Source organism: Acaryochloris sp. IP29b_bin.137, assembly GCF_028285745.1.
In the GTDB taxonomy this organism is placed as follows: domain Bacteria; phylum Cyanobacteriota; class Cyanobacteriia; order Thermosynechococcales; family Thermosynechococcaceae; genus Acaryochloris.
On record NZ_JANQOP010000093.1, the window covers coordinates 1 to 19,187 of the forward strand.

The following is a 19,187-nucleotide window of genomic DNA, read 5'->3' on the forward strand; positions in this document are numbered from 1 at the left end:
ATAGGAGAACAATATGCCCGTTATTAGTTTGGCTCAAATGCTTGAGTCAGGAGTTCACTTCGGCCACCAAGCCCGCCGTTGGAACCCCAAAATGGACCCCTATATTTTTACAGAGCGCAATGGGGTTCATATTATCGATTTGGTCCAAACCGCCCAATTGATGGATGAAGCCTTCCATTACGTTCGGTCTGCATCCGAATCCGGCAAGAAATTTTTATTTGTAGGCACCAAGCGACAAGCGGCTGGCATTATTGCCCAAGAAGCCGCTCGATGTGGCGGTTACTATGTGAACCAGCGATGGTTGGGGGGAATGCTCACCAACTGGGCCACGATCAAAACTCGAATTGAGCGCCTTAAAGACTTAGAGCGACGCTACGAAAGTGGTATTTTCGATCTCTTGCCCAAGCAAGAAGCATCGATGCTGCGCCGTGAACTGGATAAATTGCAGAAATATCTGGGCGGCCTCAAGCAAATGCACAAAATCCCCGATGTGGTAGTGATTATCGATATCCGCCGGGAATACAATGCTGTGCAAGAGTGCCAGAAGCTGGGATTACCCATTGTCTCTTTGTTAGACACCAACTGCGATCCAGATTGGGTGGATATTCCTATTCCAGCTAACGATGATGCCATTCGCTCCATTAAGCTGATTATCGGCAAACTGGCGGACGCCATCTATGAAGGACGGCATGGTCAAGTCAGTGCAGACACCTTCGCAGAAGACATTCCCTCTGCGGTTGACTTTGATGATGATGAGATAACCGCAGAACCGATTGCCGAAGCAGCCACAGATAGCGAGGTTGCAGTAGAAGAACCTACAGCTGAGGTTGTAGCAGAAGAACCTGCGGCAGAAGCCACTGCTGAAGAGGCTCCTACTGCTGAAGCTGAAGCACCCCCAGTGGAATAGCCCCCTGATTGCCGGACACCTTAGTTGAGCACCCAGCTTCCCTTTAGGTGTCCCTTAACGTTTTAGCTTCAAGATAAACACCATCATAGATACACCGAGAAAAGACCATGGCAGCAATATCAGCAAAAGATGTGAAAGAACTGCGTGATAAAACCGGCGCAGGGATGATGGACTGCAAAAAAGCTTTGCAGGAAAATGATGGCGATAAAGAAAAAGCCATTGCCTATTTGCGGAAGAAAGGACTTGCATCCGCAGGCAAAAAATCTGGTCGCCTCACTGCTGAAGGATTAGTCGATAGCTACATTCACTTCGGTGGCCAAATTGGTGTGTTGGTGGAAGTGAACTGTGAGACCGATTTTGTCGCCCGTAACGAGGCTTTCAAAGAGCTAGTGCAAGATATTGCTAAGCAAATTGCAGCTTGCCCTAATGTCCAGTACGTTGACATTGATGAAATTCCCCAGGATTTTGTGGAAAAAGAGAAAGCCGTGGCCATGGGGTCTGATGCTCTTAAGGGTAAGCCAGACAATATTAAAGAAAAAATTGTCCAAGGCAAGCTAGAAAAAACCCTCAAAGAACTCTGTCTTTTGCATCAGCCCTACATTAAAGATCAGAGCATCACGGTGCAAGAACTGATTCAGCAAGCCATTGCCAAGCTGGGCGAAAACATGAAAGTTCGGCGTTTTGAGCGCTTTGTCTTAGGCGAAGGCATTGAAAAAGTCGAGTCTAATTTAGCGGAAGAAGTGGCAGCTCAAACGAAACCCAAAGCAGAGCCCAAACCTGCAGAAGAGAAACCTGCTGCGAAAAAAACAGCTTCCAAGAAGAAAAAGGGTAAGAAGAAGTAGGGCAGCTCTTCATCGTCCTGATATCGGTTCTGGTCTAGCGATCAAGTGAGCGAATCCCATCGTTCACGCATCCTATCCTTTGCTCATCCCCAAACTGATTGAGATGAAACGTAAGTCTAAGATCCAGAACCGGGAATACTATCTCTTTCAGAAGTGACGATGCGATCGCAAATGATCCTTGCTTAAATCTTTACAGTGGCTCCTAGCCAATCGGTAGTGATGGTCCCAGAAATTACCCAAATTCAACACAGTCTAGATCAACTCACCGAAAAAACCGTTGAATTGACCCAAGAAGCCCATCAACGCTATGGACAATACTTAGCGCTATTGGGACCTGCTATTTCCCAAAAACTGGTGTTAGCAAGCTACCACCTTTGTACTCAGGTGTATCCCGATGCTTTTCTCAAACTCTCCTTAAATCAACAACAAACTTTACAACAAGATATCCAGAAACTGGGGCAGAAATTACAAGAAGCACTAACAGCCGTTTTACAGCCCCTGGATGATTTGACATCGGAGGCTGAGGTAGACCCTACCCACCTGATTAGCGTCTTAGAGGACCTCGAACAGGCGACCCTAGACGCATTGCGCCAGATTTCTCAGCAGGCCAATCAGCATCTTCAAGATCAAGCCATTGTCAATATTTCCTCGATAGAACTATTATTTGAAATCGCCAGCAAAGCGGCTGAGCAGGGGCATCCGATCACCAGTGCGCCCCACTTGATTAAAGCCCTGATGGATGATCAAAATGATGCATCTTCAGATAGTGATTCAGAACCCGTGATCGCCATATTTCTCCAACTCTCTGATGTGGAATTTAATGATGCCGAAGTCATGAACGAACGGCATCAACTGCGGCAGCTTTTACAAACCCTTAAGTCTGTGCGTGATACCTATCAAAAGAAGCAGCAAGAGAAGAAAGTTGCTGAAGCAACGGCGGCCTGGCGGGCCAGTTGGTTTCCTATTGAGTCCAAGGAAATTGAGCCCAAGGAGTAAGCGGCCCATTATTGAAATCAATCGCGATAAGAAAGGTAAATAGTTCTAGCACTATAGCCAAATCTCTCCCAAAATTCTGACAGACAGAACAAGTATTCTCTGCTTGATGTGCAAGGGTAAGGAGTGGCTTCCGATGACACGCTTTAAAGCGGCGAGGCATTTCAACACATTGGCTACCTTCTTAGTAGGTAGTACAACAATGATGGCTTTAGGAGGGATAGCGGGTCCAGCCAGTCGGGCTGATCCCTTGCCCCATCCTAAAACCGTTCAGGTCAAACCTGGCGGAGCTAGTATTTTTGCCCAGCCCAAAAGCTCAGGAGAAGTCATTGGTGAATATAAGTCAGGGGTAATTCTCAATCCCACCCTAAGGGTCTTTAGCAATGAAGGACAAATCTGGCTCAAGGTCGGCGATCACTGGCTCCCCGCAGCTTCTGTGCGCATACTGGAAGGGTCTATTTCTCCGGCTAACGCCAACCCACCAGCTGAATCAGCCGCTTCACCAGCACAATCCAGCTCAGAATCTCTTAAAAGCGCCCCCTTGCAAGCGCCCGTTGTCAAAGCTGCCAAATCTGCAGAGGTGATTGCAAATGATTCAGAAGTAGCGATTAACGTGCGTGCCCAACCAAACACCGAATCTGACGCCATACTAGCCGTTAAGTCAGGTGAGCCAGCGGAAGTCTTGCAACAAACCTTAGGGAAAGACACCTATACCTGGTACAAGCTCAAGTTCAGCAAGCGCGATGGGACCGAAGGGTGGATGCGGGGTGATTTCGTGAAAGTGCATTCTCCCCAAACACAATCCCAAAGCCCCACACCTTCAATGCCTGCGAAAAACCCAGGCTCTATTACTGCACCTCCCGGTGTATCGATCACCCTGCAAAAAACACCTGCCCTGCAAACTGCAACCCAGCATCAGGCTATTTCTGGCCAGAAAGTAGAGATCTTAAAAATGGCAAAAGGAGAGGACGGCCTGGCCTGGTACAACATCCACTTTATCGATAATGCTGAAACGCAAGGTTGGGTACGTGGCGATCAGGTTCGATTGCTCGTTAATTTCACTCCGCCCCGATCCGCTAAATTGAGCACTGCCAACGGCCAAATTATTTCTTTTTTCCCCGAACCATCTGAGACAAATGCTTTGCCCATTCGGGGGATCTCCGGTCAAGAAGTTCTGGTGCTGAAACAACAAAAAGGCAGCAATGGCTATGCTTGGTATTCCATCAAAGTTCAGGATAAACCCTCTGTCCAAGGTTGGGTAAAGGGAGAAAACGTCCGATTAAAGCTATAACCATTCAGTGATAATGTCGCTAACCTCTCTAAACGGAAAAAATTCAAAAGTTACCCTCAATCCGTCATCGTTAATAAAATCTTCTTGCTACCGCGCTGTTGGGCTATGGTAAAAGCCTCTATGCCTTGAGCAAGGGGAAAGGTCGCTTGAATCAGGGGGGCAACGTCCACCGCATCGGTTGCTAATAGGTCCAGCGCTTTTGCAAAAGGACCGCAGCGAGATCCGATAATGGTTAGCTCATCCACCACAATGGCCGAAGCATCAATCGTCAGATGATTGGCATAAGTACTCTTAAGGACTAGAGTCCCTCGGGGTCGCAGCGCTTTACGCGCCAGTTCAAATCCTTGTGGATTGCCTGTACATTCAACGGCAAAATCAAACGATCGCAGGTGATTGTTGATCTCTGACTCCAAACAGGTGGTAATTTGTCGGACGGCGAGATTAGCCAGTTTTTCGGGATGACGCCCAACCACTGAAAGCTGACACCCTGTCCGGGCAAGAGTCTGGGCTACCAGTTGTCCCAACTTGCCATCACCAATAACCAACACTCGATCTGAGGGGTCGATCTCGACCTGTTCTTGAATTTCTAAAGCAGCAGCGAGGGGTTCGGTAAAAGTGGCAATGTGATTGGGAAGATGGTCAGGGATGGGGTGGAGGTTCTCCGTTGGCAACGTTAAGTATTCAGCAAACGCACCATGATGATTGACGATGCCTAAGACAGTGCGCTGTTCGCAGTGGTTAGACAGGTGGCGATGGCAGTAGTCGCACTGGCCGCAGGCAGCATTGATTTCACCCACGACTCGTTTCCCTTGCAAATGGTTGGGGCCTCGGACAACCTGGCCCACAAATTCATGGCCGAGAATCCCGGTGTAGGGATAATAACCTTTGATTAACTCCAGATCGGTATTACAAATGCCTGCCATTAGGACCTGTACTAAAACTTCACCTACGTGGGGTTCAGGGATAGGAAGGTCAGTACGATGCTGTAGCACATTGTTTTCTAGCCAAAGACCTTGCATAGGTTACTCCGCTGTCATCCAATTGAAGAGTTCTAGTCAATCTTTTCCTGTCCACACTAAATCGCCAGAGAAAACCTTATTCGACCAATTCCACGCCAATTTGAAGGGAGGTAAACTTCGTTAACTTTTATAGATAGGTGTTTGAGAGGTCGAGGTCTTCTAAAAATCAGTCATGAGCCGATAGGGTGTGATCTCAGTGGGAATGAAGTTGTGATCTAGGTTTTGCCATACGAAGGAAAGGAGTGATATACCTGAATTGTAACTCTTATGATTAATGAGGCTTTGAAGGCATTATGAAGCGCCACCCGATCACATCTCTGATTGCGTTCTCCGTCGTGGCTGGTGCAACCTTAATAATGGGTAACCAACCCGCACAAGCTGGTGAACAGCGGTTCAGCTGCTCTCTTGGCAACGGAACTCCGACAACGATGGCTAAAACCAAGCGAGGTTATGTGCCGGTTATCCGATGGACTTCGAAATTTTTTGGTGCATCCGGTTGGTCTCCAGAAGCCCGTTGCGCAGAAGTCTCAGATCGCTTCGAGTCCTACTATAAGAAGGGTAACCTTAATTTTCTGACCACCGGCCGCATAAACCGACAATCCGTTGTCTGTGTAGCGGATTATAAAGGTGGGCCTTGCAGTGGCTTGTTATTTACTTTAAAACCGGGTAGTAATCCTGGACGCACTTTGCAACAACTGCTCAGTGTCCGGGTTGGTGCATCGGGTCCCTTGAACGAATCTACCGCTCGTGTCTACATCGACATGGAAGATTTTTTAAGTAAGGCACCCGTAGAGAAAGAAGTTGAAGCAAATTCTCCCTCCCCACAGCCAAAAACTGACGTGACTCCTCCCCAGACCAAAACCCCTGCTACTTCGGCTACACCTCTGGGTCTTTGGTAATTTTCGATAAATTGAGGTGGAGATTAGAGACGAATGGGAGTCTTGTGAGATTCTAAACTTGTAAGACTCTAAGCTTGTGAGATTCTAAAGCAAAGGTGGGTTGGTGAAAACGTTAGGGAGCTCTCTCTAATGTCTCTCCAGCCCACATCTGCTCTTTAAAGTCATTGATGGGACATCGGACAAGCACCACTGTATTAAGGCTGATCTTTTTGACATTTGATGATGCACATCTCCAGCGTTATGACCAGGCCAGCTCAGCCGCATGCATGCTGGCGAGCAAAAAATATAATACTTGGGACTGTGTGTGCCCTCCCTAGGCTTGTTGCTTCAGTAAGTTGATGGGGGCTCTAAGCTTATTTATTTCCTTGTGTACTGCAAGCTTGGGCTTGTGGATGCCAGGCCTACCTCAAGGCTCAGCAGTCTGTGCGCCTCCTATCTCTGCACTGCTTTGGACCGCTAATCTAGATCGGCTGCAAGATCATCCACCCTCAAACCGGTCGATTCAATGGTTACGTCATCGGGCCCAAGCAATCACAGCAACGGTATGGGTGGATCAGCGATGGAGTTCAGGGGTAGTCATTCAGCGACAGGGGATGGTCTATACCGTCGTTACTAACCAACATGTCGTCAATTCGGGTGAAGCATTCTGGGTGACGATGCCAGATGGTAAACGATACGAGGCGGAACTGAAGAGCCATGCAGGCTTGACTGGACAGGATCTGGCTGTGCTGAAATTTCGGAGTCGCGAGGTTGTCTATCTTACGGCTATATTGGCGCCCTCGCTAAAGCTTGTCCCCGGAACACCCGTCTTTGCCAGTGGTTTTCCGATCGCACAGCAATCCCCTCAATTCCGCTTTACAACCGGTCACATATCCTTAGTTTCTGACAAAGTTCTTCAAGGGGGTTATCAGGTTGGTTACACGAACCCAATTGAAAAAGGGATGAGCGGCGGCCCTGTTTTAAATCGCCAAGGTCAAGTAGTGGCGATCAATGGTATGCATGCCTATCCCCTCTGGGGTAATCCTTACATTTTTACAGATGGCTCACGGCCTTCAGCAGAGGAGCTGAAAGTTATGCAGAAATCAAGTTGGGCCATTCCCTCAGAACGCCTACGCCATTTGTTTCCGGCGGTGTTCTCGATCAATAGGCATGAGGAATAGGGTGAAGGATCGCGATCCACATATCAGATGGCTCACTGTAATACTCGATGTGATCCACTTGATATTTAGCGTTTTGTTCAGGTTGTGTAATTTCGATAAAGTCACCCGGTTGGACCGCGGCACCTTGAGCGGTCATGGTGTAGGTGTTCATATTTTCTTCGAGAGCGTGAATCACAAAACCGGTTGGAAACTGATCGCTACTGTAGTGATAGGTTTTGCAAGGTTTCTGGCAAGACAAAAAGAACGTTATTAGCATTGCAATCAACTGGATAAGGTCTGGAGTGTGTTAGACGTTGTCCCCCAATAGCCCAATAGCGTGTTTTGAATTGAATCGTTTGACTCAAATGGCGTATGCAAAATTAGTCACGCGACATCCTTTGAATTCGTTTCACATGGTCCAAGTAGGAGTGGATTCAGGCGGTTACTGCTGTCAGTCATGTTGCAAGTCAGTAGAATACGCTGTTTAGGAAAGAGCTTAATCTTGTTTTCTCTGGCCAGCTCATTTAGCAAGCGAGTTGTCGTAATCCGGTTCAACCCCATCATTTCTGCAATTAGTTGGTGCGTTAACCCCACGTCTAGAAGCCGCCCTTGTTCAATCTGCTGACCAAACCGACTGCCGAGCCAGTCTAGGAAATAGAGCAGTCTTTGAGGTGCCCGCTTATAGCTATTAATGCTAAAGAGTTTCTCCATATGACGGATCTGTGATCGCATCATTCTCCCCAACTCGGAGCTAGAAACGGGTACCGCCTGGACATCAACCTCACACAAACTCTCAATTTGAAATGGCGTCATGTTGGCTAGAGGCTGCCCTACACAGTCTCCTGGCCCCCACAATCCCAAGATGGCCAGGTCTCCCTCTTCATCCCAAGTGAAGGTGCGCACCAGGCCTTTTTCGATATGCCAAAGACAGTCTGAGTATTGTGGAATAGATTGTCGGGGTTTGAAATGCAAACGTTGCAGAGAATCGATTTCAACAGAAGGAGACGCAATCATGAGCTATGGTCCATTCAACAACTTGAGATCAGCAAGTTTGCTTGGGTCATCATCATTCCTGGCCAATGGATCGAGGCGGGTTAGCAGTAATGCTTAATTGATAGTGTTAAGCATCAAGCAGAAGCATGTCAGTCTAATTTCAAGACAAAAAAAGGTCTACTTAAGTGGAGATTTGTAGACCGAATATGGAATTTAATCGAATTTAGTAGAACAGAGCCCTGGGGCTGACCAGTCCCAAAAGATTCGCATCAGCCTCAATCAACTGCAGTCCCCTTTTACCTTGCCAGTCACCTAACCAATGGAGAAGCCCATCATAGCTCCCACTTATGGGGATGTAGAGGCCATGGCTAGAGAGCCGACAAAAACGCCACCAAATCGGTCCGATCCTTTTCAGACATTTGGAGAAAGCGCTCTTTAGAGGCTTGGGCTTCACCGCCATGCCAGAGAACGGCTTCCGTTATATTTCTGGCCCGACCGTCATGGAGGAAAAACGTATGCTTATTCACCATTTTCACAAGGCCAATACCCCATAGGGGGGGGGTTCGCCATTCTTGGCCGTCCGCCTCAAAGTCGGGACGATGGTCTGCTAACCCTGGCCCCATATCGTGTAAAAGCAAGTCTGTATAGGGATGAATCACTTGGTTATTGAACTCTGGATGTTCTGAAGTCTTCCCCGTCACCATCTTCGGCGTATGGCAGGTGGCACATTGAGCTTGGTAAAAGAGCTTTTCTCCCCGTTGTTCGGGGCCACCGTCTATATTCCGTCTGGCAGGAACGGCCAGTAAGCGCATATAGGTGGTAATTTTATCCAAAAATTCATCGCTAACTTCTGGTTGCTCGCCAAATTGAGTTTCTTGCAGACAATTGGACTGGCCATCGTTACAGCTGGGTTTGGGGAATAGGGAGGTGGTTAAACCAATATCACCATTAAAGGCTCCAGCGATTTGCTGTTTCAGATTGGGTTGATTGGCTTTCCAACCTAACCGACCTAACTGCTTTTCTTCTTTAACCACATCCCAGACATAATTGGGGCGACCCGAAATGCCGTCACCGTCTTGATCGTCAGGATCGGCTTGTTGGAGGATATCGGCTTGCGGGACATTCTCTAGCAGCCCCCAACCGAAGACGGCTGGGGCAACGCGGGGAGAGAACAGAACCTCCTCCCCCAACGGGCCATAGGCTAGGTCCTTGAAGGCATAGTGCGGACGTCTAACACTGAAAGACTGACCATCTGCAAAGGTGCCGGGCTCTTCGGTCCAGGTAATCTGCGTCCGACCTTCAGGGGGAACGCCGAGTAGTCCTTGTTCTTGTAGCTGCCCCCCGTATACAGGATGAGGCAGGGGGCCACCTTCTTCCGATTGACCAGAAATACTGAGACGGATCAATTTGGACAACATCCGATCTTCATGGGGAAGGGGCGGACGTCCTCTGCCATCCCGCACATGACAGCCTGTACACGAGTTCCGGTTAAAGAGCGGCCCTAGACCATCTAAAGTGGCCACTGAACTAGGAGCCTGCACCCATTGGGTATTAAATAAATGGTCTCCAAAAACAAAAACACGTCGTCGTTGACGGTCCAAGTTTTTAATGGGCTGCGCAAATGCCGTTTTTGTGGCTTTGGTGACCGTCGCCGCTTGCCCCCCAGACAACGGGGTTCGATTAGCGACGTCAAAGGACTGTTGGGCCATGCTGCCCCCCTGAATCATCAGGATGATCAGGGCGGTAAGGACAGCAAAACAGGCTAAGATAAGGCGCTTAAGTTTCATTCAGCCAGGATTTCCACAGTCGTCCCCAATTCAGTGCCGAGTTGTTTGAAGGTTTCTGCTTGGTTTTCTAGTGCCGTAACAACCGCTTCTACTTCTGCACGCTGGTCACTGCCCTTAGCTGAGGCTAACACCTGATCAAAGGGCTGATCAATTTCTGTAACTGTTTTTTGGGTTGTGTTAAGGGCTGTGGTTATTTTCTGATTAAGCTCAGGGTTCATTTGGGTCAGCAACTCGTCAAAGCCTTTCCCTTGATAGGTCCCATAGTCACCAAAGTAGACGTTGTAAATCCCTTGGGCGTTGTAGACAAAATCCTGATGGGTTGTATCGCTAAAGCAGGAATGCTCATCTTCTTGGTTGCCGCTATCTAAAGCAACGGTCATCCGTTCTGAAGCCATTTCGAAGGCACTTAGGGTGGCGAGGGCCGTAAAGATTTTGCCCACAGTAGCTTTCGGGTCAGCTTGAACAAACTGGGCACGATAATTCTCGGCGTTGGGTTGCCACTCGGATTCCAGAAAGGTGAGGTCATCCACCAACTGCTGAGTCACTAGCGTTAAATATTGGCGACGCCGATCGTTATTGTTTTGATTGGGGATAAAGTCTTCAAAGCTGCGTTGACCGGGACCTTGATTATTAAAATCTTGTCCCCAAAGCAAGAATTCAATGGCGTGCCACCCCGTGGTGACATCTGCTTCATCCGTCACTTGGTCATTTTCCCTAATGGCGGCAATGGAAATTTCGAACTGAGGGTTGTTGATCAGACCACTCTTGGGCTTGTCTTTGACGTAATCAATAAAGGCTTCATTCATGGGCCAGGCATTAATGCGACCTTCGGGGCCTTCTTCACCCGTGTTGACGTCAACAAAGTCAATAGGGCCTTCATAGAAGCGGAAGGCTTCGGTTTGGAGATAGCTTTTTCTGGCTTCAACCCAAGCGTCTTGGGCGGCTTTGTGGGTGGTAGCATTCGGATCGTTGAGGAAGGCTGAGATCGCAGCTTGCATGGTGGCTGCCTGGGTGCGAGCGTCTTGATAGTTCCGATAGACCAACTCTGCATAGTTTTCCACATAGGGTTTAAGATCCATCGATTGAGCAGCAATCGTATGTTGTCGATGGACCTTGGCGGGATCAGCCTGGGCAATACCCACCGTTGATATCGCCACGGAACAGCAGAAAAAACAACTCAGGGCTCGGGAAAATCTTGGAGACATCATCATAGACTCTGAAATTAAGAACGAAGGGGCCAACAAGGTTGTTGTAAAACTCGGAATAGATTCGTAGCGTTGCAACAACTCATCTTTAAAGAGTGCAACTGATTACAGATAGCTCAGCCAAAATTGAGTCAAACACGACGATTTAATCCCCCACAGTGTTTGACCCTCTTGAGTATCTAGGGTCAATAAATATCGATCGACACCATATCATCTATTGAGAAATAAAATCAATTAGCTGCAATAAGAATCAACGGTAACTTGAGTTTGTCTGAAAACAAAAGACGTTGGCTCAGTCCCCCGAGCGGGAAATCACCTAACGTCAACCCCCAAAGCTGTCCTCACTTGTCTCACTTTTAACTCCATAGCTGAATTTGAACCCGCTGAGTTTAAGCCCAAAGTCCAGAGTTCGGATTGGACTGGTTATTGGTGGGTTGCATCGCCGATTCGGTCTTCGCGATTTCAATTTTGGAAACGAGATGGGTCACTCTCAATTCAGCGACTAGGATTAAGAGCAATTCAGCATATGCTGGACATCCCTTGGAATTGAGGAGAAGGATGCAATGAATCGGTTTAATTGGCAGCGAACGGGGGCCCTATCAGCCACCTTACTGATGACCATGGGGGCTTGCCAACCCCTCAATATTGCCCAAGCAAAATCACAACCCCCAACCAAAATTAAGGGTTGCAATGCTGAGTCGCTCCTATTGCCAGCCCATCAAGATGTCGAAGCATTGCGTCAGCTCTATGAACAGTATCTGGGTCGAACGCCTGTGGAAATTGAGCTAGGGCTGTCTCGCAGCGAATTTGCCCAAAGTTTGGCCCAACTCGCTGCCAGCCTGGAGCGTTTGCCCAAGGATCAACCTCTTAGGGCAACGGATGCGGCGCTCCTCGAACGGCTTCAGCGAGACTATGCAGCAGAGCTTCGCCAGGTCGATCAACCCCGCAATGAAGGGAATCGACGGTTTGGGTTCTCCCCCCAACGCCCACGACCGACTAGCCTTCCACCTGCCTTGTCAGGAGCACAACCCGCTCCGGCCAATGAAACCGCTGCGCCACCCCAACTGAGCCGTGACTCAGGTGGGCGAACAAAGTCGATGGCACCGCCTGCTAGCATTGCTGCCCCAGTGCCTGAACCTCGATTCCAGGGTAAGGATCGCCTGCATTTACCGGGGACCTTTAACACCGAAGACTATCAGCGCATCAATGAAAACCCGTTTTTCTTACCCCAGCGTACGCCTCTATCCACCTTCTCCATTGATGTGGATACGGCCTCCTATAGTAATGTGCGCCGCTTTATCCGCCAAGGTCAGTTGCCACCAAAAGATGCGGTGCGCCTAGAGGAACTGATCAATTACTTTGACTATGACTATGCCTCTCCCCAGGGCGATCAGCCTTTTTCCGTCAGTACCGAGGTCGCCACAGCCCCTTGGAATAGTACTCACAAGCTGGTGCATATTGGCCTTAAAGGCCGAGAGTTAGAACAAGAACAGCCCAGCAATCTGGTGTTTTTGATTGATGTATCGGGGTCCATGAAACGCCCCAACAAGCTAGCCTTGGTCAAAAAATCCCTCTGTTTGTTGGTCCATCAACTCAAGCCTCAAGATCGGGTCAGTCTAGTGGTCTATGCAGGACGGGCTGGCATTGTCTTACCGTCTACCCCTGGCACCGAAAAAGCCAAAATCATGCAAGCCATCGATCGCTTAGAAGCGGGAGGTTCCACTGCGGGCGCAGCTGGGATTAAACTGGCCTACGAGATGGCCGAGCGTCACTTCCTCAAAAATGGCAATAATCGGGTTATTCTGGCTACGGATGGCGACTTTAATGTCGGCCAATCCAGTGATGCTGAGCTAGAACGTCTAATTGAACAAAAACGTGATCGTAATGTCTTTCTAACCGTCTTGGGCTACGGTACAGGCAACTATAAAGACAACAAAATGGAGCTACTCGCCGATAAGGGCAACGGCAACTATGCCTATATTGACACCCTCCTAGAAGCCCAAAAAGTGCTCGTCAACGACCTGCGGGGAACCTTATTTACCATTGCTAAGGATGTCAAAATTCAGGTGGAATTTAACCCCCAAAAAGTCCAAGCTTACCGCCTGATTGGTTATGAAAACCGCCTGCTGCGAGATCAGGATTTCAACGATGATCAGAAAGATGCGGGGGAAATAGGCTCCGGTCACACCATTACAGCCCTCTACGAAGTCATACCCACTGGCGTGAACAGTGAGGTTGAGCTGCCCAATATCGATCCGCTGAAGTTCCAAAAGCCAACCGCCAGCAACAACAGTTCAGATCTAATGAACCTGAAGCTACGGTACAAGCCACCTACGGGCAATAAGAGTCAGCTGATCAGTACTGCGATCGCAGATGGGAATCGTTCGATTCAATCTGCAACCGACAACCTCAAATTCTCAGCTGCCGTAGCGATGTATGGCATGATCCTCCGGAATTCAGACTATAAAGGAGAAGCCACCTTCACCCAAGTTCTTGCCCTAGCGGAACAGGCTAAAGGGAAGGATCCTCAAGGCTATCGCACTGCATTTATGCAATTAGTAGAGCGTAGCCAAACCCTACAGCAGGCTAGAACGGACGAGACGAAAGCTCAGCTTGCTCCCTAACATTCTCTTACCGCCCGTGTAACTAGACTCATCAGTCTTAGCTTAGACGGGCGGTGCTTACTGAGGCGCAAAACGGACTAGATTTGGGTCAGAAATTCTTGCTCATATGCCTGATGCAAAACGCTGATTCACTACCGTTACACGTAGAGAGAGCGTACTCAAATATGTCATGGCCAAAAAGCAGAATGGGCATTCTAGAGGATGCCAGAGCTTTAATTGCATGATTATGATTATTTTGGGTTCAATTCTGATGGTATTAAGTATTGTGCTGTTTTTCGTACAGTACAATGCACGGCAAAAGGTTGCTAGTTTACGTCAAGCTCGCGGGGGCAGTATTGGGGATCTACAGATGATCGCCCTAAAAGTTGCCTCTGAAATCGGTTCTGGAAGCTGGCGCGACTACGTCAAGTTGCGGGGAGACATTCAGTGCGATCAACCTTTAATTTCAGAACTCAAGCAAGTACCTTGCGTCTACTACGAAATGAAAGTTGAGCGGGAGTACAAAAAGACGGTAACTGAGCGGGACAGTGAGGGTAACACGACGACAAAAACTGAGCGTGAATCAGAGGTGATATCCGAAAACAGCCGATCGATCCCATTTAAGCTCAAAGATAATACTGGAACGATTGAAATTGATCCAGACGGTGCCCAAATCGAAACCGTGAAGGTTCTGGATGAGTTTCGTCAAGCAACTAGCAGCTCCATTTCATTTGGTGGTTTTTCGCTGTCCTTGGGAAACAATGATGGGCAAACGATTGGCTACCACTATCAAGAATCCATTTTGCCCCTCAACCGTAACGCTTTTATTTTGGGAGAGGTTACTGATGCTCGGGGATTGTCTGGAAGCTATGACGCGACACAGTTGACTATCGAGAAACCCACTAAGTGGGATAAAAAATACATTATTTCCCTGCAATCAGAAGCTCGCTTACAAAAGGAAGCTGCCCGAACTTCTAAATATTCGTTTTACGGTATGTTGGCAGCCTTTACAGCTGGAGCCATTTTGCTAGGTGTTGGGTTGACAAGTGCGTAGTCGGAGCTAATACATCGATCATCAGTGGCTCCGATAACACTCATCCGTAATCTTTAGCTGAATGCTTCCATTCTTATAGTTCAAAAGAGCTTACACCTTGAGAAGAGAGCAGCGAAGTCATTCTGGTTTCTGTGGAATTCTCCAGAAAGTACGGTATTTCCCCCAATTCTAGCGGCAGAAAATTGCTACAGTGTAACAGTATTGTCACCTGTAGGTAATTGTTAGGCAATGGAGTCCAGGATTCAAGCAGTTCAAGCCCCCTATGGCGGCGGTGGCGACGCCTATTACCGCACCCCACCCCCCGATTTAGAATCTCTATTGCTAAAAGAACGGATTGTTTACTTGGGGATGCCGCTGTTTTCCTCAGATGACGTTAAACGGCAAGTGGGAATCGATGTAACAGAGCTGATCATTGCACAGCTCCTGTACTTGCAGTTTGACGATCCAGAAAAACCTATTTTCTTCTATATCAATTCCACAGGAACCAGTTGGTATGGTGGCGACGCCATTGGCTTTGAAACTGAGGCCTTTGCCATTTGTGACACCATGTCCTATATCAAACCGCCAGTCCATACCATCTGTATCGGGCAAGCGATGGGAACTGCGGCAATGATTCTCTCGGCAGGAACCAAAGGCTATCGAGCCAGCCTTGGACATGCCACCATTGTCCTTAATCAAGCCCGTAGTGGTGCCCAAGGTCAGGCGTCTGACATCCAAATTCGGGCTCAAGAGGTGATTGCCAATAAAACCACCATGTTAAATATCTTGGCTAAGAACACCGAGCAATCCCCTGAGAAAATTGCCAAGGATATGGATCGGATGTTTTATCTATCACCAGAAGAAGCTAAAGACTATGGTCTCATCGACCGAGTCTTAACTAGCCAAAAAGAGTTACCCAAGCCATTAACCTCGGCCATTTAAGTTTGACCATCTGACAATAGCAAAAAGAGAGTTATCGACTATGCCTATTGGTGTTCCTAGCGTTCCTTACCGCATCCCTGGCAGCCCCTATGAGCGCTGGGTAGATATTTATACCCGCCTCAGCCAAGAAAGAATTATTTTCCTCGGGCAGGAAGTGACCGATGGCCTTGCTAACCGAATTGTGGCTTTCCTGCTGTATTTGGATTCTGAAGATCCCAGTAAGCCGATCTCTCTATATATCAACTCCCCAGGGGGTTCTGTCACGGCTGGCTTAGCCATCTATGACACGATGCAGCATATTAAATCGGAAGTTGTCACAATCTGTGTGGGGCTAGCTGCCTCAATGGGCTCATTTTTACTGGCAGCGGGTTCTCCCGGTAAACGTCTAGCGCTCCCCCATTCCCGAATTATGATTCACCAGCCCTCTGGCGGCACGCGGGGACAAGCCTCTGATATTGAAATTGAAGCTAAAGAAATCATTCGAGTCCGCCAGCAGTTAAATGAAATTTACTCTGCCAGAACTGGGCAAACACTGGACAAGATTGAGAAAGATATGGATCGAGATTTCTTTATGTCGGCTCAAGAAGCTCTGGAGTACGGTCTTATCGACCAGGTGATTGAAGAAAGACCTACCTAGTAGGTAAAGTTCCCTCAATTCAGGTCTTTCCCAAATATATCAAAGCTGACAGTTTCTATGGAAAAGTAGCTGTCAGTTTTGATATATTTGAGCAAACTTCTTATATTTCAATGGGGTAAATTTTAAAAGGCTATTTTAGAACTGAAAGCCTTTAGCTGACCACTATAAAGCTTCAACGGGACGAAACGCGATCGCAACTTTGCCTCAACTGACTAAAGAAGCATTGGCTCAATCCAACGCTATTTTGCTGCCAGAAATCACTCAGCTTTTGCAAGAAATCATGCAAGAAGAATTTGGACCTGAACCCTCCAAATCTAGTCCAGATAAAAATGATGACACCAAGCCCTGAATCAATGGCATATTAAGGGCATTGAAATTGGAGGTCTTTTGGGGAATGCATGACAGATACTTCACCTGATCTACCTTTGGGCTGCAGTATTCGTCCACTAAAAATGACAGATCTTGATCTGTTGTCCCTCAGTATCATGCCAACAAATCCATATCGCTTGCCCTCTTGGTTATCTGTCAGAGTAGCATTATTTCTTGCAAAGATTGGACAAGGAATTATTCTGGCTAGCCTGCCCAGTACATTTTTATATCTCTCGATATTATTTATGGGTGGAATGGGAGTATCAGTCCAATGGGTGTGGATTTTGATGGTTTGGTTGATCCTTCTAGGAATGTGTATTTATTCTATTTTCATCAATCATAGAAATTGGTTGAAATTTTACTGGATTGTAGAACTACAAGGTCGTTTCATTGCCTATGCATTTTAAAGCCATTTAAACACTACTCAGTGCTAGAAGTGCTTTACGTACATCTAAAGTGGAGTAGAAAGGGCATTGGCTCAGCGCTAGCCAGCCAACTCATCCAACAGGTTCAATCACCAATCTATGTTGAATCTGCCTTGAGAGCTAAAAGATTTTATAAACGTCTTGGCTTTCAGGAAATTAGATTTAGAGATATGCCTACTGATGTTCAAAAGCAGTTCTTTCTTAAGGGAAGAGGGCTTACAGCTTTAATGGTCTGCCGCTGATTTTTGACTAAACTTGAATCTTTAGGTGATTCTAAAGATATTTTTATCTACCTTAAAAGCCATTTTTAATTTACTTCTATTATCGATAATCTTTGATGGAATAACCATTCAAAGACACACTAAGCTTAGTGTATAGCAGTCCAAAGTGAGTTGTGAGAATAATATTCGATCTTAATAAGCAATGATAAGGATTTCAGCCTCATTAAATCTCATAAATGATTTTATTGGAATTTAGACTAAAAAGTACTTCCAAGCATAAGAAAGGACAGTCCACTTTAAGCAACTGACCGCCCAATGATAGAAGCTGAAGATTTATCCACTCAACAGCTTTATCATGACCAGTTTGGACAAACTGAAGTACTTTCGCAAGGCGATCTACTACCGATTAGGGAATGCCAAGGATGCTTTATTTGACTTGATGGATGCAGTACTCACCACTCGCAGCATCAGTTCGTTTGTAGAGTTGTCACTCAGCCCCCTCTTTCGCCGCAAATGGCCGAGTATTTATGAAGCCCTTCAAGATGCTCAACCTTCGGGCCAAATTTTGATGCAGGAATATGCCCAGGAGATTCCTGTTTCTGAGCTGACAGTCTTGGCAGGAGACCATACTGCGTGGTCACGGATTTATGCTAGGACCCTTCGGGAACGCACGTATGAGCATCAACCTCAGTCGATGGGAGGTAAACCCATCACCCTGGGGCAAGGATACAGCACCATCGCCTGGATTCCAAAAGCACAAGGGAGTTGGGCTTTACCCTTATTGCATGAGTGCATCACTAGTTTTGAGACGCCACTGGAAAAAGCCGCTACCCAATTGCGGCAAGTGTGCCTTCAACTGACAGAACCCATTCTCTTTGTGGGAGATAGTGAGTATGGGTGTGCCCCCTTTTTGAAACAGAGTTCAGATATACGATGTGACCACCTCTTACGATTACGTCCTAGCCGAGTCCTCTATCAGGCCCCTCCCCTTTACCAGGGCCAAGGCCGCCCCCGAAAACATGGCGCTAAATTCGCCCTCAAAGATCCAGATACGTGGCATGAACCTCAAGAACAGTTGATGTTCGAGGATACTGAGCTGGGACGAGTGCGAGTGAGGTGCTGGACATCTCTACATTTCACGCAGGCGGCAGAACAACCGTTCTCAGCCATTTTGGTGGAACGAGTAGATGCGCCATTAGCAAAACCGTTGTGGCTCGTTTGGATCTCCAAACAGCATCTGAGCGTAACTCAACTGTGGCGTCAGTATCTCCGTCGATTTGCCCTAGAGCATTGGTATCGGTTTGTTCGTCAACGTCTACATTGGACCGTTCCCCACCTCCCAACCACAGAGCAAATGGAAGCTTGGCCGGATCTGATGCCTTTGCTTACCTGGCAATTATGGCTGGCGTGTCCCCTCGTCGAAGATACGCCATTACCCTGGAAAAACAGATGGCCTCATTGTCTCCAGGACGGGTTGCTGACTCTATTACTGCACTTTTCGCTAGGATTGGTTCCCCTGCACCTGACCCCAAACCCCGCGGAAAGTCACCGAGGTGGACGACAGGTAGAAAAAGAACTCAGCAACCTCGCTATCCAACGATAAGGAAAAGAGCTTCTAAGCCTAAAAAGAAGGAGATGGTAGCCGCCTAATCAACCAATGTCAGTCCAACGACCTTCCTTCACGTCCGTGCTTTGCTCGCGTGATAATTTCTGCTGAAGGTACTTTTTAGTCTAAATTCCAAATTTTAGATTGCTATATTTAGCCTTAAATTTATGTGTTCACAAGTCAAACACCTCCGGTAAAACCGGAGGCTTGGAAGAGCCCCTTAAAGGGGATTTAAGTCGCTGGTCATAAACTCTCACTTTTTGCTCTTGACGGCAG

Annotated in this window: 18 protein-coding genes and 1 pseudogene; 14 read left to right on the forward strand and 5 right to left on the reverse strand. The window is 47.6% G+C overall.

The genetic code is table 11. The features are described from left to right. The first annotated feature begins 13 nt into the window (after positions 1 to 13). The 4 genes from rpsB to Q0991_RS06785 all read left to right on the forward strand — a co-directional run bounded on the left by rpsB (position 14) and on the right by Q0991_RS06785 (position 4,033). A complete protein-coding gene (gene rpsB, locus Q0991_RS06770; RefSeq protein ID WP_299486681.1) occupies positions 14 to 907 on the forward strand; it encodes a 30S ribosomal protein S2 in 894 nt (297 codons plus the stop codon). A gap of 107 nt (positions 908 to 1,014) precedes the next feature. Then, positions 1,015 to 1,749, forward strand: coding sequence for a translation elongation factor Ts (tsf, locus tag Q0991_RS06775; RefSeq protein ID WP_299486684.1), 735 nt, complete (start codon positions 1,015 to 1,017; stop codon positions 1,747 to 1,749). Between the two features lie 219 nt (positions 1,750 to 1,968). Continuing rightward, the gene (locus Q0991_RS06780; RefSeq protein ID WP_299486686.1) at positions 1,969 to 2,745 is read left to right on the forward strand and encodes a hypothetical protein; all 777 of its coding nucleotides are present in this window, start codon (positions 1,969 to 1,971) and stop codon (positions 2,743 to 2,745) included. A 133-nt stretch (positions 2,746 to 2,878) separates the two neighbouring features. Then, on the forward strand, positions 2,879 to 4,033 hold the full coding sequence (locus tag Q0991_RS06785) for an SH3 domain-containing protein (RefSeq protein ID WP_299486687.1): 1,155 nt from the start codon (positions 2,879 to 2,881) through the stop codon (positions 4,031 to 4,033). Between the two features lie 56 nt (positions 4,034 to 4,089). Here the strand turns inward: Q0991_RS06785 and Q0991_RS06790 are convergent, their stop codons facing one another. Continuing rightward, positions 4,090 to 5,052: an alcohol dehydrogenase catalytic domain-containing protein gene (locus Q0991_RS06790; protein WP_299486689.1), complete on the reverse strand. Its 963-nt coding sequence runs from the start codon at positions 5,050 to 5,052 to the stop codon at positions 4,090 to 4,092. 293 nt (positions 5,053 to 5,345) lie between these two features. On the opposite strand from Q0991_RS06790, the gene Q0991_RS06795 reads away from it, so the two are divergent. Then, positions 5,346 to 5,951: a COP23 domain-containing protein gene (locus Q0991_RS06795; RefSeq protein WP_299486690.1), complete on the forward strand. Its 606-nt coding sequence runs from the start codon at positions 5,346 to 5,348 to the stop codon at positions 5,949 to 5,951. 392 nt (positions 5,952 to 6,343) lie between these two features. Next, positions 6,344 to 7,111: a serine protease gene (locus Q0991_RS06800; RefSeq protein ID WP_299486692.1), complete on the forward strand. Its 768-nt coding sequence runs from the start codon at positions 6,344 to 6,346 to the stop codon at positions 7,109 to 7,111. On the opposite strand, the gene Q0991_RS06805 is transcribed toward Q0991_RS06800, so the two are convergent. The 4 genes from Q0991_RS06805 to Q0991_RS06820 form a co-directional block, all read right to left on the reverse strand. Further along, on the reverse strand, positions 7,092 to 7,367 hold the full coding sequence (locus Q0991_RS06805) for a hypothetical protein (RefSeq protein WP_299486694.1): 276 nt from the start codon (positions 7,365 to 7,367) through the stop codon (positions 7,092 to 7,094). The two genes, Q0991_RS06800 and Q0991_RS06805, sit on opposite strands and share 20 nt — an antisense overlap. 107 nt (positions 7,368 to 7,474) lie before the next feature. Beyond that, positions 7,475 to 8,104, reverse strand: coding sequence for a Crp/Fnr family transcriptional regulator (locus Q0991_RS06810; RefSeq protein WP_299486696.1), 630 nt, complete (start codon positions 8,102 to 8,104; stop codon positions 7,475 to 7,477). A 347-nt stretch (positions 8,105 to 8,451) separates the two neighbouring features. Then, a complete protein-coding gene (locus tag Q0991_RS06815; protein WP_299486697.1) occupies positions 8,452 to 9,870 on the reverse strand; it encodes a di-heme oxidoredictase family protein in 1,419 nt (472 codons plus the stop codon). Then, complete coding sequence (locus Q0991_RS06820; RefSeq protein WP_299486698.1) at positions 9,867 to 11,075, reverse strand: imelysin family protein; 1,209 nt, start codon at positions 11,073 to 11,075, stop codon at positions 9,867 to 9,869. Before Q0991_RS06820 ends, Q0991_RS06815 begins: the two co-directional genes overlap by 4 nt. Positions 11,076 to 11,638: 563 nt before the next feature. On the opposite strand from Q0991_RS06820, the gene Q0991_RS06825 reads away from it, so the two are divergent. The 8 genes and pseudogenes from Q0991_RS06825 (at position 11,639) to Q0991_RS06855 (ending at position 18,955) form a co-directional block, all read left to right on the forward strand. After that, positions 11,639 to 13,699 (forward strand): VWA domain-containing protein, encoded by a 2,061-nt coding sequence (locus Q0991_RS06825; protein ID WP_299486701.1) that lies wholly within the window; start codon positions 11,639 to 11,641, stop codon positions 13,697 to 13,699. Positions 13,700 to 13,919: 220 nt separating this feature from the next. Continuing rightward, positions 13,920 to 14,732 (forward strand): E3 ubiquitin ligase family protein, encoded by an 813-nt coding sequence (locus tag Q0991_RS06830; RefSeq protein ID WP_299486703.1) that lies wholly within the window; start codon positions 13,920 to 13,922, stop codon positions 14,730 to 14,732. Between the two features lie 228 nt (positions 14,733 to 14,960). Next, positions 14,961 to 15,653: an ATP-dependent Clp protease proteolytic subunit gene (locus Q0991_RS06835; protein WP_299486706.1), complete on the forward strand. Its 693-nt coding sequence runs from the start codon at positions 14,961 to 14,963 to the stop codon at positions 15,651 to 15,653. Between the two features lie 40 nt (positions 15,654 to 15,693). Further along, positions 15,694 to 16,290 (forward strand): ATP-dependent Clp protease proteolytic subunit, encoded by a 597-nt coding sequence (locus Q0991_RS06840; RefSeq protein WP_299486709.1) that lies wholly within the window; start codon positions 15,694 to 15,696, stop codon positions 16,288 to 16,290. Between the two features lie 199 nt (positions 16,291 to 16,489). Next, positions 16,490 to 16,639, forward strand: coding sequence for a hypothetical protein (locus Q0991_RS06845; RefSeq protein WP_299486711.1), 150 nt, complete (start codon positions 16,490 to 16,492; stop codon positions 16,637 to 16,639). A 49-nt stretch (positions 16,640 to 16,688) separates the two neighbouring features. Further along, positions 16,689 to 17,066 carry a hypothetical protein gene (locus tag Q0991_RS06850; protein WP_299486713.1) on the forward strand — a complete coding sequence of 126 codons (378 nt, stop codon included), beginning with the start codon at positions 16,689 to 16,691 and terminating at the stop codon, positions 17,064 to 17,066. After that, positions 17,006 to 17,326 (forward strand): GNAT family N-acetyltransferase, encoded by a 321-nt coding sequence (locus tag Q0991_RS25100; RefSeq protein ID WP_366524907.1) that lies wholly within the window; start codon positions 17,006 to 17,008, stop codon positions 17,324 to 17,326. Before Q0991_RS06850 ends, Q0991_RS25100 begins: the two co-directional genes overlap by 61 nt. A 334-nt stretch (positions 17,327 to 17,660) precedes the next feature. Beyond that, positions 17,661 to 18,955: pseudogene (locus tag Q0991_RS06855) on the forward strand (NF041680 family putative transposase). The last annotated feature ends 232 nt before the right edge of the window (positions 18,956 to 19,187 follow it).